32 protein-coding genes, 1 tRNA gene and 1 pseudogene are annotated in these 24,987 nt (G+C 56.7%); 20 read left to right on the forward strand and 14 right to left on the reverse strand.

All coding sequences use genetic code 11. The annotated features are described in order from the left end of the window. Nucleotides 1-66: 66 nt before the first annotated feature. From HXY31_RS02790 to HXY31_RS02805, 4 genes are all read left to right on the forward strand, one after another. Entirely contained in the window at nt 67-636 is a 570-nt protein-coding gene (locus HXY31_RS02790; RefSeq protein WP_292639393.1) for a hypothetical protein, read from the forward strand. A gap of 24 nt (nt 637-660) precedes the next feature. Continuing rightward, nucleotides 661-819: a hypothetical protein gene (locus HXY31_RS02795; protein ID WP_292639395.1), complete on the forward strand. Its 159-nt coding sequence runs from the start codon at nt 661-663 to the stop codon at nt 817-819. 41 nt (nt 820-860) lie between these two features. Further along, nucleotides 861-954, forward strand: a tRNA-Met gene (locus tag HXY31_RS02800). 257 nt (nt 955-1,211) lie between these two features. Then, on the forward strand, nt 1,212-1,643 hold the full coding sequence (locus HXY31_RS02805) for a hypothetical protein (RefSeq protein ID WP_292639397.1): 432 nt from the start codon (nt 1,212-1,214) through the stop codon (nt 1,641-1,643). Here the strand turns inward: HXY31_RS02805 and HXY31_RS12340 are convergent. After that, nucleotides 1,529-1,783: pseudogene (locus HXY31_RS12340) on the reverse strand (DUF1743 domain-containing protein); the annotation flags it as partial. The gene HXY31_RS02805 and the pseudogene HXY31_RS12340 overlap by 115 nt on opposite strands. On the opposite strand from HXY31_RS12340, the gene HXY31_RS02810 reads away from it, so the two are divergent. The 7 genes from HXY31_RS02810 to HXY31_RS02840 all read left to right on the forward strand — a co-directional run bounded on the left by HXY31_RS02810 (nt 1,671) and on the right by HXY31_RS02840 (nt 4,944). After that, a complete protein-coding gene (locus HXY31_RS02810; RefSeq protein WP_292639399.1) occupies nt 1,671-2,009 on the forward strand; it encodes a hypothetical protein in 339 nt (112 codons plus the stop codon). The pseudogene HXY31_RS12340 and the gene HXY31_RS02810 overlap by 113 nt on opposite strands. 517 nt (nt 2,010-2,526) lie before the next feature. Then, nucleotides 2,527-2,820 (forward strand): 4Fe-4S binding protein, encoded by a 294-nt coding sequence (locus HXY31_RS02815; protein ID WP_292639401.1) that lies wholly within the window; start codon nt 2,527-2,529, stop codon nt 2,818-2,820. A 63-nt stretch (nt 2,821-2,883) separates the two neighbouring features. After that, a complete protein-coding gene (locus tag HXY31_RS02820) occupies nt 2,884-3,372 on the forward strand; it encodes a hypothetical protein (protein ID WP_292639404.1) in 489 nt (162 codons plus the stop codon). 55 nt (nt 3,373-3,427) lie between these two features. After that, nucleotides 3,428-3,658, forward strand: coding sequence for an Lrp/AsnC ligand binding domain-containing protein (locus tag HXY31_RS02825; RefSeq protein WP_292639406.1), 231 nt, complete (start codon nt 3,428-3,430; stop codon nt 3,656-3,658). 28 nt (nt 3,659-3,686) lie between these two features. Further along, nucleotides 3,687-4,403: a precorrin-6y C5,15-methyltransferase (decarboxylating) subunit CbiE gene (gene cbiE, locus HXY31_RS02830; RefSeq protein WP_292639408.1), complete on the forward strand. Its 717-nt coding sequence runs from the start codon at nt 3,687-3,689 to the stop codon at nt 4,401-4,403. An 89-nt stretch (nt 4,404-4,492) separates the two neighbouring features. Further along, nucleotides 4,493-4,615: a zinc-ribbon domain-containing protein gene (locus HXY31_RS02835; protein ID WP_292639410.1), complete on the forward strand. Its 123-nt coding sequence runs from the start codon at nt 4,493-4,495 to the stop codon at nt 4,613-4,615. Between the two features lie 59 nt (nt 4,616-4,674). Beyond that, nucleotides 4,675-4,944 (forward strand): hypothetical protein, encoded by a 270-nt coding sequence (locus tag HXY31_RS02840; RefSeq protein WP_292639412.1) that lies wholly within the window; start codon nt 4,675-4,677, stop codon nt 4,942-4,944. Here HXY31_RS02840 and HXY31_RS02845 read toward each other — a convergent pair. Then, complete coding sequence (locus tag HXY31_RS02845) at nt 4,941-5,480, reverse strand: stage II sporulation protein M (RefSeq protein ID WP_292639416.1); 540 nt, start codon at nt 5,478-5,480, stop codon at nt 4,941-4,943. The two genes, HXY31_RS02840 and HXY31_RS02845, sit on opposite strands and share 4 nt — an antisense overlap. Before the next feature lie 113 nt (nt 5,481-5,593). Here HXY31_RS02845 and HXY31_RS02850 point away from each other — a divergent pair, with 113 nt between their 5' ends. Beyond that, on the forward strand, nt 5,594-6,856 hold the full coding sequence (locus tag HXY31_RS02850) for a cation:proton antiporter (protein ID WP_292639418.1): 1,263 nt from the start codon (nt 5,594-5,596) through the stop codon (nt 6,854-6,856). On the opposite strand, the gene HXY31_RS02855 is transcribed toward HXY31_RS02850, so the two are convergent. From HXY31_RS02855 to arsM, 3 genes are read right to left on the reverse strand one after another with little or no spacing between them, the layout of a single operon-like run. Next, the gene (locus tag HXY31_RS02855; protein ID WP_292639421.1) at nt 6,853-7,533 is read right to left on the reverse strand and encodes an aquaporin; all 681 of its coding nucleotides are present in this window, start codon (nt 7,531-7,533) and stop codon (nt 6,853-6,855) included. The genes HXY31_RS02850 and HXY31_RS02855 overlap by 4 nt on opposite strands. Continuing rightward, nucleotides 7,505-7,909 (reverse strand): arsenate reductase ArsC, encoded by a 405-nt coding sequence (locus HXY31_RS02860; protein ID WP_292639424.1) that lies wholly within the window; start codon nt 7,907-7,909, stop codon nt 7,505-7,507. The genes HXY31_RS02855 and HXY31_RS02860 overlap by 29 nt, the downstream gene beginning before the upstream one ends. Beyond that, a complete protein-coding gene (arsM, locus tag HXY31_RS02865; protein ID WP_292639426.1) occupies nt 7,906-8,631 on the reverse strand; it encodes an arsenite methyltransferase in 726 nt (241 codons plus the stop codon). The genes HXY31_RS02860 and arsM overlap by 4 nt, the downstream gene beginning before the upstream one ends. Nucleotides 8,632-8,692: 61 nt before the next feature. Between arsM and HXY31_RS02870 the strand changes: the two genes are divergently transcribed. Continuing rightward, on the forward strand, nt 8,693-9,067 hold the full coding sequence (locus HXY31_RS02870) for a helix-turn-helix domain-containing protein (protein ID WP_292639428.1): 375 nt from the start codon (nt 8,693-8,695) through the stop codon (nt 9,065-9,067). On the opposite strand, the gene HXY31_RS02875 is transcribed toward HXY31_RS02870, so the two are convergent. After that, complete coding sequence (locus tag HXY31_RS02875) at nt 9,050-9,538, reverse strand: hypothetical protein (RefSeq protein ID WP_292639430.1); 489 nt, start codon at nt 9,536-9,538, stop codon at nt 9,050-9,052. The genes HXY31_RS02870 and HXY31_RS02875 overlap by 18 nt on opposite strands. A gap of 301 nt (nt 9,539-9,839) precedes the next feature. On the opposite strand from HXY31_RS02875, the gene HXY31_RS02880 reads away from it, so the two are divergent. Beyond that, a complete protein-coding gene (locus HXY31_RS02880; protein ID WP_292639433.1) occupies nt 9,840-9,986 on the forward strand; it encodes a hypothetical protein in 147 nt (48 codons plus the stop codon). Here the strand turns inward: HXY31_RS02880 and HXY31_RS02885 are convergent. From HXY31_RS02885 to HXY31_RS02915, 7 genes are all read right to left on the reverse strand, one after another. Continuing rightward, nucleotides 9,976-10,770 carry a CHAD domain-containing protein gene (locus tag HXY31_RS02885; RefSeq protein WP_292639435.1) on the reverse strand — a complete coding sequence of 265 codons (795 nt, stop codon included), beginning with the start codon at nt 10,768-10,770 and terminating at the stop codon, nt 9,976-9,978. The two genes, HXY31_RS02880 and HXY31_RS02885, sit on opposite strands and share 11 nt — an antisense overlap. Before the next feature lie 2 nt (nt 10,771-10,772). Beyond that, complete coding sequence (locus HXY31_RS02890; RefSeq protein WP_292639438.1) at nt 10,773-11,492, reverse strand: thymidylate kinase; 720 nt, start codon at nt 11,490-11,492, stop codon at nt 10,773-10,775. Further along, nucleotides 11,489-12,175, reverse strand: coding sequence for a dTMP kinase (gene tmk / locus HXY31_RS02895; protein ID WP_292639440.1), 687 nt, complete (start codon nt 12,173-12,175; stop codon nt 11,489-11,491). The genes HXY31_RS02890 and tmk overlap by 4 nt, the downstream gene beginning before the upstream one ends. Beyond that, entirely contained in the window at nt 12,172-13,689 is a 1,518-nt protein-coding gene (locus HXY31_RS02900; protein WP_292639442.1) for a hypothetical protein, read from the reverse strand. The genes tmk and HXY31_RS02900 overlap by 4 nt, the downstream gene beginning before the upstream one ends. Beyond that, on the reverse strand, nt 13,686-14,186 hold the full coding sequence (gene sixA / locus HXY31_RS02905) for a phosphohistidine phosphatase SixA (RefSeq protein ID WP_292639444.1): 501 nt from the start codon (nt 14,184-14,186) through the stop codon (nt 13,686-13,688). The genes HXY31_RS02900 and sixA overlap by 4 nt, the downstream gene beginning before the upstream one ends. Nucleotides 14,187-14,280: 94 nt before the next feature. Continuing rightward, nucleotides 14,281-15,984, reverse strand: a complete 1,704-nt coding sequence (locus HXY31_RS02910; RefSeq protein WP_292639447.1) for an alkaline phosphatase PhoX — start codon at nt 15,982-15,984, stop codon at nt 14,281-14,283. Between the two features lie 164 nt (nt 15,985-16,148). Further along, nucleotides 16,149-16,376 (reverse strand): hypothetical protein, encoded by a 228-nt coding sequence (locus HXY31_RS02915; RefSeq protein ID WP_292639449.1) that lies wholly within the window; start codon nt 16,374-16,376, stop codon nt 16,149-16,151. Nucleotides 16,377-16,808: 432 nt separating this feature from the next. On the opposite strand from HXY31_RS02915, the gene pstS (HXY31_RS02920) reads away from it, so the two are divergent. The 6 genes from pstS (HXY31_RS02920) (at nt 16,809) to HXY31_RS02945 (ending at nt 24,241) form a co-directional block, all read left to right on the forward strand. Further along, nucleotides 16,809-18,254 carry a phosphate ABC transporter substrate-binding protein PstS gene (gene pstS / locus HXY31_RS02920; protein ID WP_292639964.1) on the forward strand — a complete coding sequence of 482 codons (1,446 nt, stop codon included), beginning with the start codon at nt 16,809-16,811 and terminating at the stop codon, nt 18,252-18,254. A gap of 129 nt (nt 18,255-18,383) precedes the next feature. Then, nucleotides 18,384-20,567 (forward strand): phosphate ABC transporter substrate-binding protein PstS, encoded by a 2,184-nt coding sequence (pstS, locus tag HXY31_RS02925; protein ID WP_292639452.1) that lies wholly within the window; start codon nt 18,384-18,386, stop codon nt 20,565-20,567. A 1-nt stretch (nt 20,568) separates the two neighbouring features. Beyond that, nucleotides 20,569-21,477 (forward strand): phosphate ABC transporter permease PstA, encoded by a 909-nt coding sequence (pstA, locus tag HXY31_RS02930; RefSeq protein WP_292639455.1) that lies wholly within the window; start codon nt 20,569-20,571, stop codon nt 21,475-21,477. Nucleotides 21,478-21,557: 80 nt separating this feature from the next. Then, nucleotides 21,558-22,376, forward strand: coding sequence for a phosphate ABC transporter ATP-binding protein PstB (gene pstB / locus HXY31_RS02935; RefSeq protein WP_292639457.1), 819 nt, complete (start codon nt 21,558-21,560; stop codon nt 22,374-22,376). Nucleotides 22,377-22,413: 37 nt separating this feature from the next. Then, entirely contained in the window at nt 22,414-23,073 is a 660-nt protein-coding gene (locus HXY31_RS02940; protein WP_292639459.1) for a phosphate uptake regulator PhoU, read from the forward strand. An 82-nt stretch (nt 23,074-23,155) separates the two neighbouring features. Beyond that, on the forward strand, nt 23,156-24,241 hold the full coding sequence (locus HXY31_RS02945; RefSeq protein ID WP_292639460.1) for a phosphate uptake regulator PhoU: 1,086 nt from the start codon (nt 23,156-23,158) through the stop codon (nt 24,239-24,241). 17 nt (nt 24,242-24,258) lie between these two features. Here HXY31_RS02945 and HXY31_RS02950 read toward each other — a convergent pair whose 3' ends face one another. Next, nucleotides 24,259-24,987 carry a hypothetical protein gene (locus HXY31_RS02950; protein WP_292639462.1) on the reverse strand — a complete coding sequence of 243 codons (729 nt, stop codon included), beginning with the start codon at nt 24,985-24,987 and terminating at the stop codon, nt 24,259-24,261.

Here is a 24,987-nt window from a genome sequence, read left to right on the forward strand (position 1 = left end):
TCCTTTGGGGCAAAGGCGGAAATAAACCTATACTGCCTAAATATCTCAAAATGCAATAGAGTGTCATTGAAGGTGTTTCTTGCCATCATTTCTGTATCGCTATTTTCAATCTCTATGCCCTTGGCGCATGCAGAAGATGCTTATGATTGTGGTCGCGTTTTCACCGGGGGCCTAGGGATGCACCAGCCTCCCGAATGGAAGTATGATATGCCATACGGGTGGACGATGGACATCGACGGCCAGAAATACGACATTCTTTACGGTGGGCACATCGCTAACGTCACGGCAGATATCGACAGACGTTCAATTGCGTTTGACGGAAGGTCCGAAGGCAGTACACTCGAACTCAGACTTTCAAGGGCACTAATTGATTCGACGCAGGATAACCGTGACATCCCGTTCATCGTGCTTGTGAACGGGCAACCAAGCGTCAATGCCACGCAAGGCATCGTACCGTCAACCGGCGACAGGATGGTGTGCATACCTCTTTCAAATTTTGGTCCATGGTCGAGAGTAGAGGTAATCGGCACCAGCATCGCTCCAGAGTTCGATATGCTTGCTATTGTTATCGCCTCAGTAATGGCGGTAGCAATTGTTGCGTCTAGAGGATTCAAGCAAAGAATGCCAAAACTTTAGGTGTACGCAGCCTGTATCAAACACATGTTTGATGCGTTGCTCACACAGATCCCCTGCGAAGGGCCCGCATGCAACGCCGTCAGCGCTGCAATAATAGCCGCGTACGCTGCAGCGGTAACTGCGGCAATAGTCGCGATAATTTACTTTGTGAAAAAGCGCGCGTCTGACCGCAGCCTGCGCTGAATGCAGACAGAGATATATGCCCCCGTTGCAGAAACGCTGTCAGCGGGGTGGGGAAGCCAGGTCATCCCGGCGGGCTCATAACCCGCAGATCGGTGGTTCAATAGGATGCAAATCCGGAAAATCCACCCCCCGCTATCTTCTCAATTCCATATCTTTGCACCGGCTTGGTGAGGTGCCGGTGCGCCTTTGGCGTGGGGATGTACAGACCTGTTTTCAGCAACCGCTCTTTCTCAACCATCACTTTCTGCGCGTGAGGGTCGCGGAACTTGCACTTGTCGCACTGGTAGCCCTTGTTGCGCCCTTCGGACTTCATGCGCGCGCCGCACATCTTGCACAATGGATTTTGAACGTCGTAAACAGGCGCAAGCGAAAGCACCGACAGGTATTCGATGTTGAGCACCTTGGGGTGCTTTGTCGTGCCCTTGCGCACGCCGACTCCGATCTCTATCCTGTCGCCCGGCTCTAGTTTTGTAGCGACGTTTGCAAGACCTGTCGGCTCGTACACTGCTGCAAGCATCAACGCGTTTTGCTGCTCCACTTCGAAAAACACGTGGCCGCCTTCCATCGCCGCCGGCTTGCTTTTTACAGAGCAGCGCACGAACCCGGCAGTATACGCCTTGACGGCGCGCAGGTCAAGCTCTGCCTGCAGGTGCATGTTGGTGCCCTGGTTTGAGCGGAACACGACAGAGCCCTCGAGCTCCTCTTCCGGCTGCAGTATTGAGAGCGCCGACGAGACGACCTCGGGGTTCTCGCCGCGCACGCCGATAAAGACAGGATCGGGCCCGTGCGGCGCAATCAGGACGCGCCCGTGGTTTGCGTCGTAATTGTTGAATGTAAACGGGTACGTTTCTTTGCTGAACCTGACGACCCTGCTTTCGTCGACGACGCGCGGGGTCCCGCAGTTTTCCTGCTTTCTGTATGCGATCAATTCAAACGTGTGGTCGCCGCCAAGCAGGCAGCCCATCGCGCCAAGCGCGCCGACGAGCCCCTGCCCGTTGCCAAAAGTCTTGTACTGGACGCTGCAAGCCTGCGCGACTTTTTCTGCCATCTGCCGGCTCGACACGTCGCACATCGCAAACGCGCTGAACTTTTGCAACTGCTCTGGCACCTTTTCTGACTGCAAGAAAGCGACGCCCGGGTTTGCGCCCGAGCCGATGGCCGAGCCCTCCTCTACTGCCTGCCTCACGTAATCGACAGCCCTGCCCGGGTCCTGCACTTCTGCCCGCAGGCAGACCGCGCCGTTTCCACGGGTCTTCCAGGGGATGTTCGGGTTGAGCCTGATGAGGAGCGGGTAGTCGACAAGCTTTGCGCCCATATCCTTGAGCCCGCTTGCCACCCTGAACGCCAGGTGGGTGGTGCACCGGCCCGCGCGGGAGTCGGTGTCGTCAAATGCGATGTGGAGCGGCACGCCCGCCATGCCCTGTGATGCCAGAAATTGGCTTAATAGTGTATGGCTCGGCGTGGAACAATAACGAGCGTTCATGAGTAGAATTAATATTAAGCAAATGTCGATACGCTTTCAGTCTATCTGCCCAGATTAGACTGGCTGAAAAGATGCAGGTTCGAGCGTTGTACACGCCACGACCATTGGCCGTATCCCTCGTACCGCAGGCCTGCAATCGTTCAGTCTTTCTCGATTATATCGGTGTTATAAAAATAGCATACAGTTTAAATAGATTCGAGCAGTTTTCACCGTCGGTGAACTAGATGCCAGTAGCAATACTTCCTGACGTTTCTGAACAGCACTGCATCGGTTGCGCACTCTGTGTAGAAATCTGCACCGCTCTCGGTCCAGACGTGCTCAGAGTCAAGCCGGTGGAAGGATGGAAGAGGGGTAAGGCATTCGTGTTCTATCCAGAAAGGTGCATCTCCGACGGAGCTTGCATCGGCGTGTGCCCGACAAAGGCCATATTCTGGATGAGGCCGATGGACTACACCCCAGGACAGCCAATCCCACTGAAGAAGCACGGCCTCTTCGTGAAGGGTTGGGAAGAAGGCTAAACGCCTCTTTTCTTTTCTTTTTTCATTTAACGCTTTAATACCTCACTTTCTACTCGCTTAACCGTGGTCGACTGGGACGAACAGATCAAGGCGCACCTTTTCTGGATCTGGGGCGAGGAGGACGGCTTTATGAAGCGCGGAAAGGAAGGCATGCTCGTCATAACAGACAGGAGGCTTGCCTTCATATCAAAGACGGAGATGAAATATCCGGCGCACGACACGCATTCCCGGCGCCAGCTCAACCGCTTCCAGGCCGGCGAGAACGTCTTCCGCCCTGCAGAAGGCTATGGCATAAAGGACCTTGAAGCAGACCTTGACAAGAGCCCCGACAACCTGGAGGTGCCGTACAGGCAGATAATGGATATATCGTCGGAGGAAAAGAGGTGGGGCACGCTCCTCAAGGTCAAGATAAACCTGGGCGACAAGGCAAAGACCATGAAGTTCTCTATAGTCAAGGGCTGGGTTAAATACCCCGCAAAGGACCCGATCGAGTTCCAGAAGAAGATGGACTGGTCGCCCCTCATCTCGCTCGTGAAGACCGCCTCGACGTAGGGGTAAACCGTTATATTGGCATCCGGTGCCGCGTGTTTCCAGTAACAACCGGTTTATGACAAAGGCATTCGTTTTAATCAGCACCGAGACCGGTGTTGAGCCGCTCCTTCAGGAGGAGATAAAGCAGCTCGACGGCGTGAAGGAAGTCTACCAGCTTTTTGGCGAGTACGACATCCTGGCAGTCGTCGAGGAAAACAGCGACAGGGACGTGCAAAAGACGATATCGTGGGAGCTCCGCAAGATAAAGGGAATCCGCGGGACCAACACGATGATAGTTGCAAAGTAATTATTGAGCCTGCCCCAACACAGTCTGGTTGCCCAAAAAACTGTTCATAGTAGGCGTGGGGCCGGGTTCGCCCCTGTACCTCACCGACGCGGCCAAGGATGCCGTCCGCAGATCGAAATACGTCGTCGGCTACAAGTACACACTCTCAACTATAGAAGGCGTAATCGACCGGAAAAAGCAGCAGGTGCTTGAGGTGACCATGAAGTCGCAGGAAGACGTCTACCAGGACGTCTACAAAAAGATGAAGGACGGCGAATACTGTACCGTGCCTTTCACCGGTGACGCCAACTTTTCAGAATCCGAAGTCGTCGACCGGCTCCTGGAAATATTTGGCGACGAAAACGTCCAGATAATACCCGGCATAAGCTCTATCCAGATAGCGGCTGCAAAGTCGCGCGTGCCAACCGACAAGGCGCTTGTCATCACCTTTCATGTAACGGGCGACATCGAGCAGAAAAAGAAGGACCTAGTGCAGGCAGTGAAGGACGGGAAAAGCGTCATACTGCTCCCGAGGCCCTGGCCCCGCGACCTGTCAAAGCACTTCATGCAGTCAGACATTGCCAAGTTCCTGAAGGCAAACGGCATCGACACTTCAAAGCTCAAGGTGTGGGTGTTCGAGCACCTCACGACTGACAAAGAGACGACGTTCAAGGGCGTCGCAAGCGACCTTGAGGGCAAAGAGTTCTCGGACCTGTCTGCGATGGTCATAGACCAGACAAAGAGGCAGACCTACCTTGAATTCTAATTGTTGTATAAGACTACCGATTACAAGATAGTCGTCCGCTCTGGTTCTGAATCGTGTTTATATATTTAGAACATCATTCAGATCTTGAAATGTCAATGGAAAAGTCTGTTGGCATGGGGCAGGACAAGACCTCGACAAGGTATTGCGTAGAATGTGGAGCCAAAATGCCCAAGTCGCAAAAGACCTGCCCGGCTTGCGGCGAGACCCAGTAAGGGCCTTTCCCCTTTTCCTTTTTGTAAAACTTAAAGCCTGTGGCCGTTTCAAGTCCTGCATGAACGAATACCCCGTTTCCCAGACCTTCAAGGTGCTCGACGGCCACGACCTTTACAGGAGCGAGAACCTGATAGTGGCACTTGTAGTGGTGGAGAGCCAGTACGGCCGGGACCTCCGGCTTTATCGCTGGCTCAAGCGCAACGACCAGTGGAAGGTCGACCTCTGCAGGATGAGCGTCAAGAGGTGGAAATGGAACGAGGTGGCGACAAAGGCGCAGGAGTTCATCACAAAGTACAACATCGGCCAGTCCGGGCCGTCAGAAGACTAGGACGCAAGCTCGAGGTTCAGGCCGCCTAATTCCTGTATCATCCACCATTCTACCACGGCGCCGGCAAACAAAACCACCGCCGCAATCCCAAGCTCTATCAGGGTCGGCAGCGCATACTCGCGCCAGTTCTTTTTCTTTGCAAACTGGTAGACTAGCAGGCCGCTCCTTGACATCGCAAGGCCGTACGTGAACACTTCCATTATGCCAAACGGGGTCAAAAGTATCACCTGCGGGGGCACGCCTGCAAGCGCTGGCTCGTTTTCTGCAATGGCGGAAAACACGTTGCCGGTGGCATAGCCGGAAAATGCCCCGATGCCCACACCCAGGCCGGGCACGAACATCCCGAGCGCTATGCGTATGTTGTTCAGGAATATGCCGTACTCGTCGATGTCCGCTATCTGGTCGGAAAACTCCTCGCGCACCTGGCTTGCCTCCTCCGGCGTCATCTGGACTGCAGCGCCGGCCGAATACGCCGCAAAAAACACCGCTGCGCCTATTGCTACATACAGGGTCCGCCGGCGGATCTCAAAACGCAATGCAGTTCATTGGCGCAGATTCTATAATTAGTTTTGTCGTAATCCACGCCTACACCGGGCCGCCTCAAGCGCCGACAAGCTTGTTTTTATTGTGGACAAGCTTTAGCTATGCGGTGAACCATACCTCCGGCATCACCTCTTTTCTGCCGCAGTTCTTTGCACCCGGAAATGGACCGACCGATTTTATCGTGCAGGACTTTGCCATAATCATGATAATAGCGGCGGTGATGATAGCCATCACCTACAGGCTGAAGCAGCCTATGGTGATAGGCTACATTCTTGCCGGCATAATCATAGGACCATTCACGCCGCCGTTCAGCCTGGTAAGCAGCATAGATACCATCAACGCGCTCGCGGAAATTGGCATCATCATGCTGCTTTTCGTTGTTGGGACAGAATTCCCAATGGCCAAGCTGCGGGCCGTGGGCAGAATCTCGATTGTAGTAGCGCTCGCAGAGTCTGTCGGAACGCTCTTCATCGTGTTCTTTACGGCCCAGTATCTTGGGTTCAGCTTCTTTGACTCGTTGTTCTTGGGCCTCGCGCTTTCAATCACAAGTACCGTGGTCACGGTCAGGGTTCTGGAAGAGCTCGGCATGATAAAGGACAGGTCTTCCACCCTGATACTTAGCATATCAATAGTCGAGGACATCATGGCAATCAGCATCCTCGCGGTGCTGCAGTCTGTAGCAAGCGCCGGCGGCGATCTTTCCATCACAAATATCCTTGTGTCCATAGGCATAGTAGGCGCGTTCGTGGGCGGCGTGCTCTTTCTGGGATCGCGCTACTTACCCGGAGTCATAGACAGGGCAGGCAAGACCAACGACTACGCGCTCCTGCTAATAGTGATACTCGGTTTTGCCTTCGGGCTTTCGTTTCTGGCCAACGGCATAGGCCTTTCGGTGGCTACGGGCGCGTTCCTGGCAGGAGTAATCGTGGCAGAGTCTAAAAGCTCGGCTGTAGCCAGGATACTTACCCTTCCACTGCGTGACATGTTCGCTGCGATATTCTTCATCTCCATAGGCGCACTCATGGACATCTCGCTCGTGCCCGCGTTCATCGCGCCTGCCGCCATATTGATACTCACCTCTTTTGGCTCAAAGTTCCTGATAGTGACAGGGATACTGGCAAAGTCAAAGTACGACACTGTCACCGTGCTTAGGACAGGCTTTGGCATGTCCGCTGCAAAGGGAGAGCTGTCGCTGGTCGTGGTAAAGGGAGGCCAGGACGCGGGCGTGCTCAGTTCCTCCATACTCCCGCTGCTTGGTGTCATAACCATAGTCACCACCTTCATGGCTCCCTACGTGATCAGGTTCGGTCACAAGTTAAGACTCTCAGAAGAAAGGTCGGCCAAAAAAGAAGACGAGCCGTACGGCTAGAACTTTCTTTTTGCAAAAAAAGCCACAATAGACGAGCCGGCAAAAGTCGCCGACCAGTACAGCCAGAGATCGCCGACTGCTCCTGACAACACGGCCGGCGCAAACGAACGCGCGGGGTTCATCGACGCGCCTGAAATGAAAGAAAGGAAAAGGATGTCAAGACCGACCATCCCGCCTATGGCAACTCCACTGAATCCTTTCAGCCCCTTCGTGTAGACGACTGCATAGATTACCGCCATGAGGAACCCTGTTGCGAGAACTTCAACCGCTACTATGAGGGGGAGCGGGAACGAGTAGTCCGGGGCGTTTGCGCCAAGGTTCGCTTCCGTGCCGACAAACGCCATCACAAACAGGCTGCCCAACACTGCGCCTATCATTTCCGCGCCGAGATACACCGGAAGCTGCGCCTTTGAAATGTGACCTGTGATAAAGAACGCGACAGTCACAGCAGGGTTAAAGTGCGCCATCGAGACCTTGCCAAACGCGTAGACGCACGCCGCGACTGCTATCGCCGGCGCAACGGCTGCAAAAGGCGTCCCGTACGCCCCGCCTGCCTGCGCGTCGATGACGACAGACCCTGTCGCAAAGACCACCACGAAAAAGGTGCCGGCAAGCTCTGCGACGAATCTTTTCCTGTTTGCAGAAAGGCTAGCGGCTATGCTCGAGGTTCTTGACAAGCTCTTTTACTCTTCTCTCAATGTCGTCGCGGATCTCGCGGACCTTCTCGATGGGCTTGCCCTTCGGGTCCTCAATCCCCCAGTCGACAGGGTTGTTCAGGAAAAGCAACGGACACTCTGCCTTGTCCATGCAGCCCATGTTCACCGCTTTTTCAGAGTCGCGTATCATGTCCTCCGTGATTATCTTTGACTTTTGCGAGCTGATGTCGACGCCTGCCTCCTTCATCGCCTGGACTGCAAGCGGGTTTATCTGCGACGCAGGCTTGGTGCCGGCGCTGACTGCGCGAAAGCCCTTTGGCGCATACTTGTTGAAAAAGCCTTCCGCCATCTGGCTCCTGCCAGCGTTTTCCACGCAGACAAAGAGTATGGTCTTCATTTCACGGCCCTCACGACAACGCTTGTTATCTTTCTGCCGTCGCCTTCCTGCATGTATGGCTGTTCCTGCAGAACGCTCACATCGGAAAATCCGGCCTTCTTGATGCTTGCTAGGTAGTTTTCAAGCGTCAGCGCGCCGTCGATGCAGCTGCACCATTTTTCCGCGTCGACGCTTTTTGCCTCGCTGTCAGTCACAAGGTCGGAGATGACCATCCTGCCGCCCTTTTTCAAGATCCTGCGCACCTCGGAAAACGCGCGCACCTTGTCTGTCGTTAGATTGATGACGCAGTTGCTGATCACAGCGTCAGCCGTGCCGTCGTCGACCGGTATGCGCTCCTCGATGTCGCCCTTGCGGAACTCGACGTTGTCATAGCCGGCGGCATTCTTTCTTGCCCTTGAGAGCATCTCGTCTGTCATGTCGATGCCAATCGCCCTGCCTGTTTTGCCAATAGTTTTTGAAGCCAGAAAAATATCAATGCCCGCGCCCGAGCCGAGGTCCACCACCGTTTCGCCTTCCTTCAGGCCGGCAAAGTTGAGCGGGGCGCCGCATCCCACGCCAAGGACCGAGCCTTCGGGCACGCCTGCAAGCTCTTTGGCGTCATAGCCTACCATCTCCGCGGCCTGCCTTGGAGTCCCGCAGCCGCAGTCGCCGGGCGCGCAGCACGACTCGTTCAAAACCGCGACCCTGCCGTATTTCTCGCGTATCTTTTCCTTTATCTGCACGCCTATGCTTTACCGGGGAAACTATTTAAGCTGTCAAGGGTAAACCGTTGCAGTTGGTGTAATGGTGGAAACCAAGCTCCCGATGGCCCCGGCCTGCGGCTTTTCCGGCTACGACGCCTCGTCGCTCATGTCCGAGACTGCGAAACTGAGAAAGATAATCACAAAGCGCGGGACGCTTGAGATACTGATACCGCTCTGCTGCACAACCGAGCCCGTGCGCTACAAGCAGTTCCGCGGCACGATAAAGGGCATATCGAGCAAGACGCTTGCAAGCAGGCTGAAGGAACTTGAAAAGCTCGGCATACTGCAGAGGCAGGCCTACAACGAGATCCCACCCCGCGTAGAATACAGGCTGACCGCAAAGGGCCAGGAACTGGTCGAGTCGGTGCTTAACCTGCTTGAATGGATGCGAAAGTGGTCAGGCGCAAAGAGGTAGCGGCGCAAACCTGTAGAGGCTCGCCATCTCCATCGCCTTTTCGCGCTCTTTTCTCCTGCGCTGTTCAAGCATCAGGCCGGCGATGTTGCGCGACCTTTCAAGGTGGTCAAACACTATAGTGGTCAGGCCTATCTTTGCAAGGAGCTTGCCTATCACAAAGACGATGCGCCGCATGACAAGGTCGCGGATTTCCGCAATTCCACGCAGCTGCTCGACTGTAGATTTCGAGTCGCTTCGCACCTGGATGACAAGGCGCTTTCTGTTTGCGCGCGTCCTCCTTATCTGCACGAGGTTGTCCCTCAGCGCGAAATAGATGGCGAGGAGCTCCATCCTCTGCACCCCGAAGCGCTCGTTTTTTAGCGCGGGGCGGACGGACATTATCTTGCTGCTTTCGGTGTGGTGGTTGTACCAGGCTATGTAGCCGGAAGGCGAGGCGTCAGCGTCTATAACTATTGTGTGCTGCCGCAACACGTACTTACTATATGCGCCGGCCCGTATATGTGCATATTCAACGGGGAGCATGTGCGACTATAGAAAATACTTCTTGCACATAGATTGCGTAAAAGAGGTTGATGGTGTGGCCCCGAAGCGTCATCGGTGGCAACGGTTCTGCTGTCGGGGTTTCCAGTCAACCTCAATAACAGGCAGGCTTGACTCTGCGGCGACTGCACAAAAGCCTATCCTATGTAAAACACCGGCAACAATATAGCTCCAGCTGATCTATGCGGCAGGCATGGGCAAGCGTGAAATATCATTTTTGAAAAGTTTTTTCATGCCCGACAGCATGTGCCGCAGCTGCGGCGCCGAGCTCCCTGTGGCGTCGGTATGCAGGGGCTGTGGCGGCCTGCTTTTCCGCGGCTGCAAAAGGTGCCAGACAGTCGCCGACGCGTCGCACGCCGAGTGCCGGGTCAGGACCTGACGCTTTTCGCAAACTTGTCAAACAGCCTGTCCCTCTCGGCCTTTTCACCCTGCATGACCGGGATTGCCTCCTTCTTCCCAAGCGACGACAGGTACTGCACCGTGATGTCGATGTCGTGTATCTGGCCGAGCATGTCCTGGAGCTCCTTGAACCTTTCCTCGGCAGGCTTTTTCCCGTTCAATATTTTTGACGCCTTTTTCTCGTGGGGCTTCCTCTGGCGTGCGGGCATGGCCTCTAGCACGTAGCGCAGCTTTTTCAGGTCCTTGCGCAGCCGGTGGAGCTCCTCGACGTTCTTTCTGTCGGCTGTCACGACCGGGAGTTCTTTCTTTACCTTACCGAGCAGCCTGCCTGCCACCTCGTCCATCCTTGATTCTAAATCACCGTCCTTGAGCCCCTTCAGGGATGCGGCAGGCATGGCAGAGACGCGCCTTGCCATCCTGACTGCGCCTGCCACCTCTGATTTTCTTTTTCTGTCAAGATCCGCCGCAAGCTGGACGAAAAGGTCTCCCTGCGCGCGGGCGGCAATCCTTCCCCGGATTATGTCATAGTCGCGCACGCGGCTGTTTGACCTGAAAAACTGCTTGTGCGCGTCTATCTGCTTCCGGTTGCGCCTGCGCAGCTTTTTTGGCATGAGCATAAAAGTCGCCTCGAGCCGCCTGAGCGCGGTCCTGACGTCGTGCACCTTCTCGTCGTTCTCAGGCTCCCCCATGTACTCTTCAAGGCGCTCTTTCACCCTCTTTGCGCTCTTGTCAAACTGCCTGGCAAAAAGCGCCGCGGAGCCCATCGTCAGCCCTTGCCCTGGACTGACGCAAGGAAGGCGTCTATGCGTTTTTGCAGGTCGGCGTTTATCTCCGGTATCGGCCTGTTGCCGTTTATTATCACGAGGCTGTAGCGCTTCTTCATCTTGCGGAACTCCTTGGCTATCATCCCCTGGTATATCAGAAACGACTCGAACATGTCGTCTGAGAGCCCCATGTCGGCGCCTGACTCGTAGTAGTCAAGGTAGGCGTTTTTCTGGAACACCCTGTGCACCAGCTCCTCCGGCTCGACGTCGAGGTAAAAGACGAGGTCCGGGACGAGCGCAAAGCTGAACAGGTTGTGCGACCAGCGCCTGCTGATTCCGCGGACCGCCTCCCTTGCCATCAGCGTGTAGATGTACCGGTCAGCAAGCACGATGTACCCGGCGCGCAGCGCCGGGATTATCTTGTTTTCAAGCTGGTCGGCAAAGTCTGCCGCGTAAAACAGGCTGAGCGTCTTGCGTCCGGCAAAGTTGCGCTTGGCTTCAAGTATCCCCTCGCTTATCAGCTCCGACCTCTTTAATCCGACGTTTATGACCGCGTGGCCGGCCGCTTCAAGGTGCGCGGTTATCATGCCTATCTGCGTGCTCCTGCCAGACGCGTCGGGGCCTTCTATGACTATGAGCCGGCCTTTTATCTCGCTGTCGTCGACGTAAGGTATGCCGTGGCCGTAGAACCTGAGAGTCCTGGCCTGCGACGCGCGCTTCACTTTGCCGGCGCCTCCTTTTGCAGGTTCTTGAACATCGACTTTGGCAGAGTCTCGAGCACCTTCTGCCTGACCTGCCTCTGCTGCTCCTCGATGTCAGTCGTGCCGTCGATTACTGCGAAATTCTCCGGGCCTATCATCGACTCGTACTGCTCTACTATCCTGCCCTGGAATATGCGATAACTCTCGTACGGGTCGTTGCTCAGGTTCAGGTCCATCCCTGCCTCGTAATACTTCAGCTTCGGCCTGTTCTTGACTATCCTGTCAAACGCGACATCCACCGGCACTCTGAAATAAAAGGCGATGTCGGGCCTGACCGCAAAGTCGTACATCTGGCGCACCCAGCGCGGGTGGCAGCCGCGCACCACGTCGCGGGCAAACGCCGTGTAGATGTACCTGTCGGCAAGCACCACGTAGCCGGCGTGCAAGAGAGGCAGTATGTGCCTTTCATAGCGGTCCGCAAAGTCGGTAGCATGGAGCAGGCTGAACGTTATTGGCGTCAGCAGGCCCTTCTTCTTGCCCTTTGACGTTATCTCCTTGACAGTCTCCGACGAGTTCCACTCTGTGAAATATACCGGCACTCCGGCGTATTTCAGCCACTTTTCAAGCAGCCGTATCTGCGTCGACTTGCCCGAGCCGTCCACGCCCTCCACTATTATCAGCTTGCCCGGTATCGCTTTTTTCATGCTATCACCCTGACAGACGCCGGCTGGCCCTTTGGAGCGTTGTTGACCTGGCAGCTGACAGCCACGTTGAACGCGCGCTCGAAATTGCGGAGCGCGTCGGCCACCAGCATCGCCGGCACCGGCTGCTTGCCCTGTAGTATCCTGATGCCCACCTTCTTGCCTGATATCGAGAGCCGGGCCATCGCCTTTGACCTTTCGAGGATGGTCGAGAGCACGATGCACGCCGAGATCTTTTCAATAGAGCGCATGTTCTGCGGCTCCAGGATGGAGCGGTAGCGCGCAAACAGCCAGTCAACCGTCTTTTCCTTTTTCGTGTGCACTATGGCAAGGGCAAGTATCAGCTGCTCCCTGTGAGTCAAAAACGCGTTGTCCTCGTCTATTATCAGGTGGAACAGGTTGCTCAGGTTCGTTACAGAGGGCAGGTCTGACATCTGCTTGAGCGCGTGGCTCAGAATCACTCGCTCTTTTTCGCGCATCAGGCCCGACGACACGAGCGGCCTGACAAGCGAGAACGCGTACTGCGACAGCGGCTCCACCTGGCAGGCAAACGTGACGTGGGCCTTGGCGCGCTCGCTCGAGATGCTACCACTGTAAAACGTCTTGGCGTCGCGCAAAAATGCCGACAGTATGCCTTCCCGGAGGCCGCGCGCGCTCACCACAATCTTGTCAAAGCCGAGCTTTTGCATCAAAAGCGAAATTATGGTCGAGCCGGCGACAATCGTGTCGACCCTGTTGCTTCCAATAGCCTTGGCTTCTGCAAGCTCGTCTGCGTCCATGCGGTACAGCTCCCTTGCTATCGCAGACACGGAAGGGTAGTCGAGCCGGTAGTTGTGTATCTTGTCAAGCTCATAGTCGGACAGTTCCTGCTCGTAGCGCGCGATTGCGCGCAGCGTCCCGCCGACGCCCACAAGCGTGGTGTCGATGCTCATGCCAAGCTCCTTTTTCTCCGGCAGCACGTCGAGTATGTGGTCCTCCATCTTGCCGTACGCTTTCTTTGAAAAGACTCCATTTTCGCTGTACCTCTGCGAGAGCCTCAGCGCGCCGAGGGGGTACGACCTGACCTTTTTGATGGAGTAGTTTTCAGTGTATACCATCTCAAGCGACCCGCCGCCCAGGTCGAAAAAGAGCGACGTAGGCACGCACGTCGACTCGAGCGCGCCTACATAAGAATAGAATGCTTCTTCCTGGCCCGTCAGAACCTTGAACTGAAAGCCCGTCTGGTCCCTGACCAGCCTCAGAAAATCAGCCTTGTTGACCGCGTCCCTGACGGCGCTTGTTGCCACCGGCAAAACGTGCCGTATAGAGTCAAAGCCTATCACGTCGCGGAACAGCTTGAGCGCTTCAATTGTGCGCTCGACCGGCTCGCCCTTCAAATAGCCCGCCTTTGTCAATCCCTCTCCCAGTTTCACCTTCACCCCTTCCTGCTGGTATGCAAGGTAGCTGCCGTCCTTTCTGACGTCATAGTTTACCATCTTGACAGAGTTGAAGCCAAGGTCGATGACAGAGACTTTCATGATTCCACCCTCTTCATGATCCTCGGGGTGAGCAGCCACCGAAGCTCGCCTTTCGGATTTGGCCTGAATGAAGTGACGCCGACGCGCGCAAGGCCCGCCTTTTTCATCACTATCCTGCCCTTCTGGCCGTCAAACGCAAGCTCGCTCACAAGTGTGCTGAGGTAGGGCTCGTGGCCCACGACCATGACAGAAGCCTCGGGCTTGAGCTTGGCAAGCCTCTCGTACAGTTTGGTTCTGCTCCCCTCCGGCTTTAATTCGTCCCAGTCCTGCAACCTGTTTTTTATCTTTAACTTTTTGGCGACGATGGCGGCCGTCTGGTGCGACCTTGCAAGCGGGCTTGTGGCGACGATGTCGGGCCTGACGCCGAGCTTTGCGATCGCGCCGGCTATCTCCTCCACCTCTTTTTCGCCGGCTACAGTCAGCGCCCGCTCTGAATCCTTGCTGCCAGCGGCAAGCCTCTTGCCTGCCTCGCCGTGGCGCAGGACATAAAGCTCCACGTGCGCTGGTACTGGAGGCATGTATATCAAACTTGTCTATATAGAGATAGTATCAAAATTATAAAAAAGAAGGGGAGGCCCTTCCGCCTGCCCCTCAGTTGTCGCCGTTTGGACGCCGGTCCTGAAGCTCCAGGAACAGCAGCTGGCCGCCCTCTTTCAGGTCGTGGTCCCTGATGCGCGAGTCTGCGTTGACCGTGTCCTGGTCGGTTATGCCGTGCGCCTGCACGTCAAAGAGAAAGAGAGTGCCTTTCTTCTGCCCAAACAGGCTCGAGACGTCCACGATGCCCGAGGTTTCCCATCCGCCAGCGTCGGCGGCGATCTTGTCTACGGGCGCGCCGGCGGTAGTCGGGTCGAGCACGACGCTCCTGTCGATCTCCGCTATGCGCGTTATCGTGCCCTTCTTGGGGTCGAGCTTGACGATGCTTGCCTCGTTCGGGTTGGCCGCGCCGGCCCCGAAGAGGACCTCGCCTGTCAGGGTGTCATCCTCGGCCTTGTCTTCCTGCACGTAGACGAACCCGTTGTCCGCCCAGTCAAGGTTGTCGGGCGAGCGGAGCTGGCGCGCAGGGTCGGCATCGCCGTCGTAGGCTATGGTGACCTTGCCAGTCAGCTTTTTGACGTCGGTGTCGATCAGGTATATGGTGCCAAACGTGTCGGCTCCGTTGCCTGCCGGGTTGACAGCGTACGTGTCAACGCCCGTTGAAGCCAGCACGACCTGCCTGCCGTCCCTGGGGTTGGTCGCCACGTCCTCGGGGCGGGAGAAGCCAAACGCGCCAAGCGCCTCGGCCTGGGTCCACAGGTTCCTCTGGGTCGGGTTTCCGTACTCGTCGTAGCCGGTGGAGCCGTTCTCAGAGGGTGCGCCCTTGCTGGTGTCCAGCTTCATCCACTTGCCTTTCAGCGAGCCGGAGGTGTTAAAGTCAAGGGGGGTCCTCTCGCCGGTGTCAGACACCCAGACGTAGAGGCTGCCGCCGCGCAGGCCGTTCCTTTCAAGGAAGTCGCTGCTGTCGGGCTTTTTCTCGCCGACGTAGAGATACAGGGGCGCCGCTTCGTCCTGCCCGTCGCCGTCCGCGTCAAAAGGCGACGTGTCGTCAGACAGTATGAACGCGACAAGCTTGCTGGAGCCGGTGTCTACCTGCGTGCTGCTCTCCCATGATCCGCGGCCCAGGTCGGGCACGTGCCAGATGGAGTGGGTCTCGGGGTCGATTGCCCAGAAGGCGCCGCCCACGGGGTTGAAGCTTCCGCCGTCCTCCTCGTTGGTCATGAAGATGCGGTCCTCTATCCCGCGCTTGCCGCCAAACTCGTATGGCTCAAAGAGGTTTGCAGAGCAGAAGCGGCTGAAACCGGGGAAGTCGTTTGAAAGCAGGCTCGCGTCGGCGGCGATGTTGCCGTTGGCGTCGTAAATCCTGTTGTAGGCAACGCCGCTGTCGACTATCTGGCGCGTGTCCTTGTTGATGTCAAAGTACGAGACGCGCGCCCCCGTGAGGCTGAACGTGCCGCCCATCCCGTTGTCGACCTGGTAAGAGTTGCCGTCGCCGGCGCCCAGCTCGTGGTTGGCAAATACGCGGACCGTGCTCTTGTTCAGCTCATAGGCTCCGAGCCCGTCAAGCACGCCCACAGAAACGTAATCGCCGATAGCCTGGCCTATCGTGTGGATTTCTGTTATGGATTCGCATTCGGGGCCGTCGCACTGTGCCATTTCCGGAAGACCTGCCGCCTCTGCAGAGTTTTGCAACGCCGATGACAGGGGCATCAGCATTGCAAGCACCGCAAAAACGGACAGAATTCGTTTCGTGTTTGTCATTGGTTATACCAGTTGAGGTCTGGATAAAAGCAGAGTCCGAACGAATCATGTTGGCGTCCGTACGCCCATTACCCGCGCCGTACGCCTCATGCACGAGTATGATTCATGGATTGCCCCGCGGCAGGGCTATAGATGCAGCATTCTCGCTGCTGAAACTAGATAATCTACCTTCTGTCCTGCCTTGAAAAGGAGAGCACGAGGCCGGCTGAAGGGGAGATCTTCAGCCGGTATTCCTCGTCCCTTGCAAGAGGGATGAGCGAAACAGAAGAACCGGGGCACGACGGGCACGACACGTCGCGCTCGGCAAGCACGGTCGCGCTCCAGAAGCACGACTCGCAAAGAGCAAAGCGCTTCCTGGCAAGCTTTTGTGTCGTCACCGCGTTTGCGTGCATCGTCATTTATTTCGGGGACTCGGCTCATAACCGTTGCCAACAGCTAACACGTAGAGCGCGCGTGCAAAACGGCTTTCCGTTATTCTATATTGGATAGCCTTTTTTCCAGAGAAGGACAACACGAGACAAGTTGAGGTTGGGAGCCCCGGCACCGGCAGTTCCCCCGCTCATCCCAAAACGGCGCCCGGGGTTACAACCATCAACGCAAGATTATGTCTTTTTGTGAAATAATTTTCAGGCCGCGCTGAACGCGGAAACACTAGAGTATAGTTCTATATGATTTCCATATGCCTATGTTGCCATACATGTTTCTCGTGAATTATATACGCTAACCATTAATCGGCTCTCTCGTTTCCCCGAATCATGCACGGCTTTGAACGTACCATGTTAGTAGGCCTATTTGCCGGCATGCTTTTGGCGTCATTTTTGCCAATGTCAATGTCGACGCAGGCCTACGCACAAAAGAGCGTGACCATTAACGGAGCAGGTGCAACTTTTCCCTTCCCGTTAATCGACACGTGGAGAGTTGAATACAAGAAGGTTGACGCAAGCGTTAACCTGAACTATGCTTCAATCGGAAGCGGCGGAGGCATCAGGCAGTTCACCGAGAAAACAGTCGACTTTGGAGCAAGCGACGCGCCGCTGACCGCAGCGCAGACTTCTGCACTCCCCGGCACAGCAGTCCACATACCCGAGACCATAGGCTCTGTGGTGGCAGCCTACAACATACCCGGCATATCCAGCAAGGGCATGAAGCTGACCGGCCAGGTGCTTGCAGACATTTACCTCGGCAAGATAAAGAGGTGGGATGATCCTGCCATCAAGTCGCTCAACCCCAACCTGCCGCTTCCAAGCAGGGACATCCTGGTGGTGCGCAGGTCTGACGGCTCTGGCACTACCTTTGTCTGGACCAGCTACCTGTCGCAGGTGAGCGAAGAATGGAAGTCGAAGGTCGGATCAGGCACGTCGGTGTCGTGGCCCACCGGCAGAGGAGCCCCGGGCAACGAGGGCGTGGCAACCACCATCAGGGGAGCCAAGTACTCCATAGGCTACGTCGAGCTCTCGTACGCGCTGACCACCGGCATGAACTATGCGTTCATCAAGAACCCGGCGGGCAACTTTATCGAGCCGACGCTTGAAACCACCAAGGCGGCCGTCGGAGCTTCAGCAACCAGCCTTCCTCCAGGCGACGCCTCGTGGTCAAACGTGGCACTGCTGAACGCACCTGGCGACAAGTCGTACCCGATAGCGAGCTTCTCCTACCTGCTCCTCTACAAGGAGATGAGCACGAGCCCCAAGGTAGACAGCAAGGAGAAGGCCAAGGCTGTCATCGACTTTATCGCGTGGGCAATCAGCCCTGACGGTCAAAAGTACGCTGCAGAACTGCAGTACGTGCCTCTGCCGGACGAGGTGGTCCAGCTGAACCAGAGGACTCTGGCATCGCTGACGTACAACGGCGAGCACCTGTACACCGCACCGGGCCAGTCTTCAACAACAGGCTCCACGACAACCTCAACGTCGACAGAGCAGACCGTGACCTACAAGGCAAAGCTGACGCTGAGCGCCTCGATGGTCAGCAAGACCGGCTCTTTGACGATGTCGCTGCGCAACCCGGCCACAAGCGACGCCCAGATCTACGGCTTCCAGGTGACGCTTGACGGCGCTGGCATCACCAAGGCGACGGCGCCCAGGGGCTGGACTGCAGAGTTTGACGGCGACACGGTGATCTTTAGCACCGAGACAGCGCCGATAAACAAGGCCAAGTCGGGCCTGTTCAGGGTGACTGCAGACACCACGGTCAGCAGCATCGACTGGGAGACCTACGACCTGGACGGCAACGTCATAAACGCCAAGACCACGGCGGTAAGGGTAAGGTAACCCTTACCATCCTCTCTTTTTCTATATAGTTCACAATAGACTATTGCTTCTCAGGTGACAATTGTAAAATAACCTCCAAGGCGTCTCTCACTAGCGAGACAGGGGCTTATGGCGAGATCGGCAAGACGCGTGCACTGGGCGACAACGTTTCTCGTCGCGGCCTCGATAACACTTTTGCTCGTTTATGCCGGACCGAGCGCTGCATCGCAGGTCCAGCTCACCGGCGCCGGCGCGACCTTTCCATTTCCCCTGATAGACACCTGGCGCGTCGAGTACCAGAACGTCAAGTCCGACGTGAACATCAACTACCAGTCGATTGGAAGCGGCGGAGGCATCAAGCAGTTCACCGAGAAAACAGTCGACTTTGGCGCGACAGACGCGCCGCTTTCGTCGTCGGAAAGAGAGGCCGCGCCCGGGGCGGTCCACATACCCGAGACCATAGGCTCTATCGTGGTTTCGTACAACATACCGGAAATACCGGGAAGCGGGCTCAGGCTCTCCGGCCCGGTGCTCGCAGACATTTTCCTTGGCAAGATAACAAGGTGGGACGACCCGCAAATTCAAGAGATGAACCCTGACGTCCAGCTTCCGTCAAGGTCCATAGTGGTGGTGCACAGGTCAGACGGCTCGGGCACCACCTTTGTCTGGACCGACTACCTCTCAAAGGTGAGCCCTGAGTGGCGCGACGCGGTAGGAACCGGCAAGTCGGTGCAGTGGCCCACCGGCGTGGGCTCGCCCGGCAACGAGGGCGTGTCAAGCTCCATCAAGGCAACGCCTTACACGATAGGCTACGTCGAGCTGTCGTACGCCATCACCACCGGCATGACGTTTGCACACCTCCAGAATAGGGAGGGCAACTTTATCGAGCCGTCTTTTGATTCGGTGAGCGCGGCCATCGCCGCTTCTGCCGGCTCGCTTCCTGCAGGCGACGAATCGTGGGAGCACGTCTCCACCACGGATGCGCCCGGCGAAAATTCCTACCCGATTTCCAGCTTTTCCTACCTTCTGCTTTACAAGGAGATGGGCGACAACCCCACCATGACAAGAGAAAAGGCAAGGGAGGTCGCCGAGTTTGTGCAGTGGGCGGTGACAGACGGCCAGGCATTCGCTTCAGACCTTGGCTACATCCCGCTTCCAGACGAGGTGGTAGAGCTCGACCAAGAAACGCTTGCCTCGCTGACATTCAGGGGCGAGCCGGTGCTTGGATCGGAGCAGGAGGTTCCTGCCTCTCAATCAACGGCAGGGCTAGAGATCGCGCTTTTGATAGCAGCCGCTGCCGGCGCTGTCATCTTCTTTTACCTGCGCCGCCGGACGCGCCCGGCACCTGTACAGGGCAAGAGCAAGACGGAGAAGCTCTCTGCAGGCCTGCTCTTGCAGCGTCCCCGCGGGGACAGGACCTTCCGCTTCATAGTGATAGCCGGCGCGGGCTATTCGCTCTTGATGCTCGGGCTGGTGGCGTTTTCCGTGGCCGAAGGCTCGGCGCCGGTCCTTGCGTACGAAGGCCTCGGCTACTTTTTCGGGACAGACTGGAACCCGGTGGAAGGCCGGGAATCCTACGGTGCATTGCCGTACATCACCGGCACGCTTGCAAGCGCCGCGATAGCCATGGTAATAGGCGTCCCCGTAAGCCTTGGCATCGCCGTCTTTATCTCTGAAATCGCGCCTGCAAAGATAGGCACGCCCATAGGGTTCATAGTCGAGATCCTTGCGGCAATCCCGAGCATCGTCTACGGTCTCTGGGCGCTTCTGGTCTTCAGGTTCTGGATCCTAGACCTGGTAGAGCAGCCGCTGTACGACAGCCTGGGCGAGTCTCTTTCCATATTCGGCCAGTCGCCTTTTGGCCTCGACATACTTACTGCCGGCATCGTGCTTTCCATCATGATAATCCCCATCATCTCCTCCATATCCAGAGAGGTGCTCAGGGCCGTCCCACACACGCAGCGCGAAGCCGCTTACAGCCTGGGCGCGACGCGCCTTGAAGCCGTCTGGCACTTTGTGTTCCCGTACGCCAGGGCAGGCATACTTGGCGCGGCTATTCTGGGCCTTGGGCGCGCGGTCGGCGAAACCATACTTGTCACGATGGTTATAGGCAACGCCGTGGGGCTGGACGCCATCCCGACGACGCTTTTCAGCTCGAGCCAGACGCTTTCAAGCCTCATCGCCAACGAGTTCAACGAGGCCGCGTCGCCGCTGCACGTGTCCGCGCTTATCGGCCTGGGCCTGACGCTTTTCATACTCACCATGGGCATAAACGTCGGCGCGCAGTTCCTCGTTTCTAGGATGGTCAAGGTCGCGCCGGGAGGAAGGGAGTAGCATGTCAAAGCGCCAGGAACGCATGAAGATAATCCAGAACGCGGTAGAGAGGACCAACGCCCGCCGCAAGCTGATGAACACGGTCTTCACCTACGTCACCATCGGCTGCGTGGCGCTTGCCATGATTCCGCTTGGCAGCATACTGATAGAGGTGTTCAAGAACGGCGCCGGCGCCATCAACGCCGAGTTCCTGACGCAGCCCCAGGGCTCAATAATAACGGGCGATGGAGGCATAGGCCCTGCTATCCAGGGCACGCTTTTGGTCATGGGGCTCGCCTCTCTCATAGGGATACCGGTCGGCGTCCTCACCGGCATCTATCTTTCCGAGTACGCCCGCGACAGCAAGTTTGCCCGCGCCGTCAGGTTCTTCAACAACGTCATGACCGGCCTGCCGTCAATAGTCATCGGCATCGTGGGGTTCATCCTCCTTGTCGTAACCGTAGGCTCGTTCAACATCATGGCGGGCGCGTTTGCGCTTTCCATAATAATGATACCGATCGTGGTGGGCGTAACGGAAGAAACGCTCAAGCTGGTGCCAAACTCGGTGCGGGAAGCCGGCCACTCGCTTGGGATTCCCAAGTGGAAGGTCACCATATTCATCACGCTCATGGCTGCAAAAAGCGGCGTCCTGACCGGCATCGTGCTTGCCATGTCAAGGATCGCCGGCGAGACGGCGCCGCTCATTATGACCATCCTTGGCACCAGCCTGTTCTTCCAGTGCCTGGACTGCCCCGTCGATGCGCTCCCACTCAGGATATGGCGCCTTGCTTCGCTCCCCTACGAACACGCAGAAAGCTTTGGCTGGGGCGCCGCGCTCATACTGATACTTATAGTGCTGTCGCTTTCAATGGTGCTCCGGTTCTTCGTGCTCAGGCGCTCGGGCGGCAGGGCGCCCTCGCTCAAGCTCTAGGGCAACTCGACAGGCGTCTATATTGCCCTACATATTTCATTTAGGCAACCATTATGTAGCTTGAAGCCAAAGAGAGTCGGATGACGAGCGAGGAGTATTTAAGTAGTCAGGATTATCAGCTTGCCAAGACCGTGGCAAAGCCTGGTTACAAGGTTTCCGTCCAGCGCCTCAATTCCTGGTTCTTTGAGAAAAAGGCACTCAAAGAGATAAACCTCGATGTAAAGGAAAACACGGTAACAGCGCTCATCGGGCCCTCCGGCTGCGGCAAGACCACACTTATTCGCTCATTGAACCGCATGAACGAGATGACCCTTGGCGCAAGGGTGGAAGGAAGCGTTTTCTTGGACGACGTTGACATTTACGACAGGACGGTAGACCCTGTCATCATAAAGAGGCGCATCGGCATGGTGTTCCAGAAGCCAAACCCGTTCCCCACGATGTCAATCTACGACAACGTCGCGGCGGGCCTGAGGCTGAACGGCATCAGGGACAAGCGCCTGATAAACGAGATAGTCGAAGAGAGCCTGAAAGGGGCCGCGCTCTGGGACGAGGTCAAGGACGAGCTGGGCAAGCCCGGCATAAGCCTCTCCGGCGGCCAGCAACAGCGCCTCTGCATTGCGCGTGCGCTTGCCATGCAGCCAGAAGTGCTCTTGATGGACGAGCCCACGTCGGCGCTTGACCCCATAGCGTCAGCGAAAATAGAGGAGCTGATGCACGACTTGAAGAGGGACCTGACGATAATCATAGTCACCCACAACATGCAGCAGGCGGCCCGGGTCTCCGACTTTACCGCGTTCATGTACCTGGGCGAGCTCATCGAATACGGCCCGACCACCAGGATATTTGAGAACCCCGATAAAGAGCTGACCGAGCGCTACATCTCGGGCAAATTCGGTTAGAAAAGCACAAAAGAGTGCCAATTTGTAGGTCTCATTGATGACCCGACTGCTCGACTACGGCCTTGGAAGCCTCAGCAACCTCATCATGAAGATGGCCGACCTTTCGGTGCGCTCTGTCGACACTGCGATAGAGCTGTACGAAAAGGGCGACGGCGACAAGTCGCAGCTTTTCGAGTGGTCGGAGCAGCTGCGCGTTTTGCAGGACGAGATAACCGAGCTTGCAGTGGAGCTCATCGCGCGGTACCAGCCTGTCGCAACCGACCTGCGCTTCATCAGGTCGTGCATCGAGATATCCTACGGCTTTTCGCGCTTTGGGCGCTACGCCTACGACATCGTCGACGTGATAGGGGCTATGGGCTCGATAGCGCACTGCGACAAGAGCGCTGTGATGGAAATGGCCAAGACGACGACTGAAATGATCCACCAGAGCGTCCAGGCGCTGCGCACACGCGACAAGACTGCTGCCGAAAAGCTCTACCAGATGGACGACACTGTAGATGCATTATACCGAAAGCACCTGCGCGAGGCGATAACCCCGAGCACGAAAAAGGGCACAAACGACATGGTCAAGGACCCGCGCTGCTACGTCTCGACGCTTTTGATACTGCGCTACCTTGAAAGGATGGCAGACCACGCCTGCTACGTGGGCGACGCGGTCAACTACATAGTCACCGGATCGTCAAGCCCGCGCCGGTAGTATATAGAACACGTGCAAGTATATAGCCCACCATAGTCTATTCTCGCAAACCGTTTATTCATACCGCGGGTTGTCTCATCCGTTGAAGACAGCAACCAGGCAGGAGGCCGTGTCCGGCGACCACCGGGAAGTCCGCAAGGTGCAGTTCACCGGCAGGTCCACTTATGTTCTATCATTGCCAAAAAAGTGGATAGAGGAGATGCGCGTAAAGGCAGGCGACCAGGTCACGCTTGTGCGCGAAGCTGATAATTCATTGTCCATAGTCCCGATAAGCGCCGGCCCGGCAGACTCGCTTTCAGAGGCAACGGCCATAATCATGCCCGGCGACGGCAGCAACACGCTCAAGCGCAAGGTAGTTTCTATGTACCTGGCAGGCTACAACGTCATTCATTTGAAGCTAAAGGCTGGCAGGATAAACCCTGCTTTGCGCGACGCGGTGAGGGAAGTCGCCCGGCGCAACCTCGTGGGCACCGAGATGATAGCCGACGCGTCTGACATCATAACTTTGCAGGTGCTTCTGTCGTTGCCCGAGCTTTCCGTGAACACGGCGATAAGGCGCATGTACCTTATCGCGTCGTCGATGCACAAGGATTCCATGACCGCGCTCTTGGAGCTGAACCACGAGCTTGCAAAGGAAGTGATAAAGTCAGACGACGAGGTGGACCGCTTTTCGCTCTATGTGCTTCGCAACCTTGTCATGGCGACGCAGAACGGACGCGTGCTCCGGGAGATGGGCCTGAAGAACCCGTCTGACTGCCTGAGCTACCGCGTCGCCGTAAAGAGCATCGAGCGCGTGGCAGACCACGCCTGCGGCATTGCAGAGATGGCGGCAAAGCTGAAGGAAAAGCTGCCAAAAGAAACGACGCAGAAGGTGGAAAAGATGAGCTACCTTGCACTCACCGTGCTTGGCGACTCTGTCGAGTCGCTGCTCCGGCGCGACTACCAGCTTGCAGACAGGACAGTCGACGCGGTGGAGGGCATACACGCCCTGGAAGAAGAAGCGGCGGCTGCGATAGAGAAGGACAGGGTGAAGGACCCCGCAAGCGTCAAGCTCGTGCTTGAAGACATTCGCAGGACGGCAGAATACGCAAGCGACATCGCAGAGGCCGCGCTCAACGAGACGATAGACGAGGTAATAGAGAGGCAGACTGCCGCCAAGGCAAAATAAAAAGAAGAAAGGGCCGCTCAGCTTGTGAGCGGGAATACCGCCACCATTATCTGGGCGCTGTCGTACGCCGAACCATCGCCTTCAAGCTTTACCTTGAAGCTCCCGTTCTTCCAGCCCGCGTCAACAGCGGTGCTTCCAACCTGCATGGTTGCATACGGTATTGAAGTGGAGTTGGTCCAGACAGGGTTTGCCATCATCTGCGTGTGCCACGCCTGCCACTGCGTCGAGTTTGTCGTAGCAAGCTGCTGCGCCATCTGCGTGTGCCACGCCTGCCACTGCGCGTTGCTCCACGCCGGGTAGCTGGACATCGATGTCGCCGACATGCCACCCATCATGCCCATTCCACCCATTGCACTGCCGTGGCCCATCATTCCGCCGCTTGCAGTCGAGCCGTGCATCAAAGACATCATTGCCGCCGGGTCGGTGTTGGCGACTATCACGACGCCCGGAGCCAAGCCTGTCCCCGTGTACCTCAGAGAAACGCTCACCTGGCTGTCGCCGGTTATCGATACGCCTGTCACTCTTACGTTGCTGACGACGCTCGAGCCGGAGCTGCTAAACATCCCGCCGTACTGTGTAGTACTGCCGGTTGCCATCATGCCACTGCCCATCGCGCCCATGTCCATCCCCTGATGCTGCATCTGCGCGGACGCAGAGCTCCCGAGGGCGGAAAACAGGGCTGCAAAGGCCATGACCGCGGCCAGCCCGGCTATTGTTCCTGCCAGAAACAACTGTCGATTGTTCAT

It is taken from the genome of Nitrososphaera sp., from assembly GCF_013388945.1.
Taxonomy (GTDB): domain Archaea; phylum Thermoproteota; class Nitrososphaeria; order Nitrososphaerales; family Nitrososphaeraceae; genus Nitrososphaera.

Bases quoted from the DNA above. Each gene is read 5' to 3' on its own strand.
- HXY31_RS02795 (WP_292639395.1), top strand. From the start codon at position 661: ATGTTTGATGCGTTGCTCACACAGATCCCCTGCGAAGGGCCCGCATGC.
- HXY31_RS02815 (WP_292639401.1), top strand. From the start codon at position 2,527: ATGCCAGTAGCAATACTTCCTGACGTTTCTGAACAGCACTGCATCGGT.
- HXY31_RS02825 (WP_292639406.1), top strand. From the start codon at position 3,428: ATGACAAAGGCATTCGTTTTAATCAGCACCGAGACCGGTGTTGAGCCG.
- HXY31_RS02835 (WP_292639410.1), top strand. From the start codon at position 4,493: ATGTCAATGGAAAAGTCTGTTGGCATGGGGCAGGACAAGACCTCGACA.
- HXY31_RS02840 (WP_292639412.1), top strand. From the start codon at position 4,675: ATGAACGAATACCCCGTTTCCCAGACCTTCAAGGTGCTCGACGGCCAC.
- HXY31_RS02860 (WP_292639424.1), bottom strand. From the start codon at position 7,909: ATGAAGACCATACTCTTTGTCTGCGTGGAAAACGCTGGCAGGAGCCAG.
- HXY31_RS02870 (WP_292639428.1), top strand. From the start codon at position 8,693: ATGGTGGAAACCAAGCTCCCGATGGCCCCGGCCTGCGGCTTTTCCGGC.
- HXY31_RS02880 (WP_292639433.1), top strand. From the start codon at position 9,840: ATGCCCGACAGCATGTGCCGCAGCTGCGGCGCCGAGCTCCCTGTGGCG.
- HXY31_RS02885 (WP_292639435.1), bottom strand. From the start codon at position 10,770: ATGGGCTCCGCGGCGCTTTTTGCCAGGCAGTTTGACAAGAGCGCAAAG.
- tmk (WP_292639440.1), bottom strand. From the start codon at position 12,175: ATGAAAAAAGCGATACCGGGCAAGCTGATAATAGTGGAGGGCGTGGAC.
- HXY31_RS02900 (WP_292639442.1), bottom strand. From the start codon at position 13,689: ATGAAAGTCTCTGTCATCGACCTTGGCTTCAACTCTGTCAAGATGGTA.
- HXY31_RS02910 (WP_292639447.1), bottom strand. From the start codon at position 15,984: ATGACAAACACGAAACGAATTCTGTCCGTTTTTGCGGTGCTTGCAATG.
- HXY31_RS02915 (WP_292639449.1), bottom strand. From the start codon at position 16,376: ATGCACGCAAACGCGGTGACGACACAAAAGCTTGCCAGGAAGCGCTTT.
- pstS (WP_292639964.1), top strand. From the start codon at position 16,809: ATGTCAATGTCGACGCAGGCCTACGCACAAAAGAGCGTGACCATTAAC.
- pstA (WP_292639455.1), top strand. From the start codon at position 20,569: ATGTCAAAGCGCCAGGAACGCATGAAGATAATCCAGAACGCGGTAGAG.
- pstB (WP_292639457.1), top strand. From the start codon at position 21,558: ATGACGAGCGAGGAGTATTTAAGTAGTCAGGATTATCAGCTTGCCAAG.
- HXY31_RS02940 (WP_292639459.1), top strand. From the start codon at position 22,414: ATGACCCGACTGCTCGACTACGGCCTTGGAAGCCTCAGCAACCTCATC.
- HXY31_RS02950 (WP_292639462.1), bottom strand. From the start codon at position 24,987: ATGAACAATCGACAGTTGTTTCTGGCAGGAACAATAGCCGGGCTGGCC.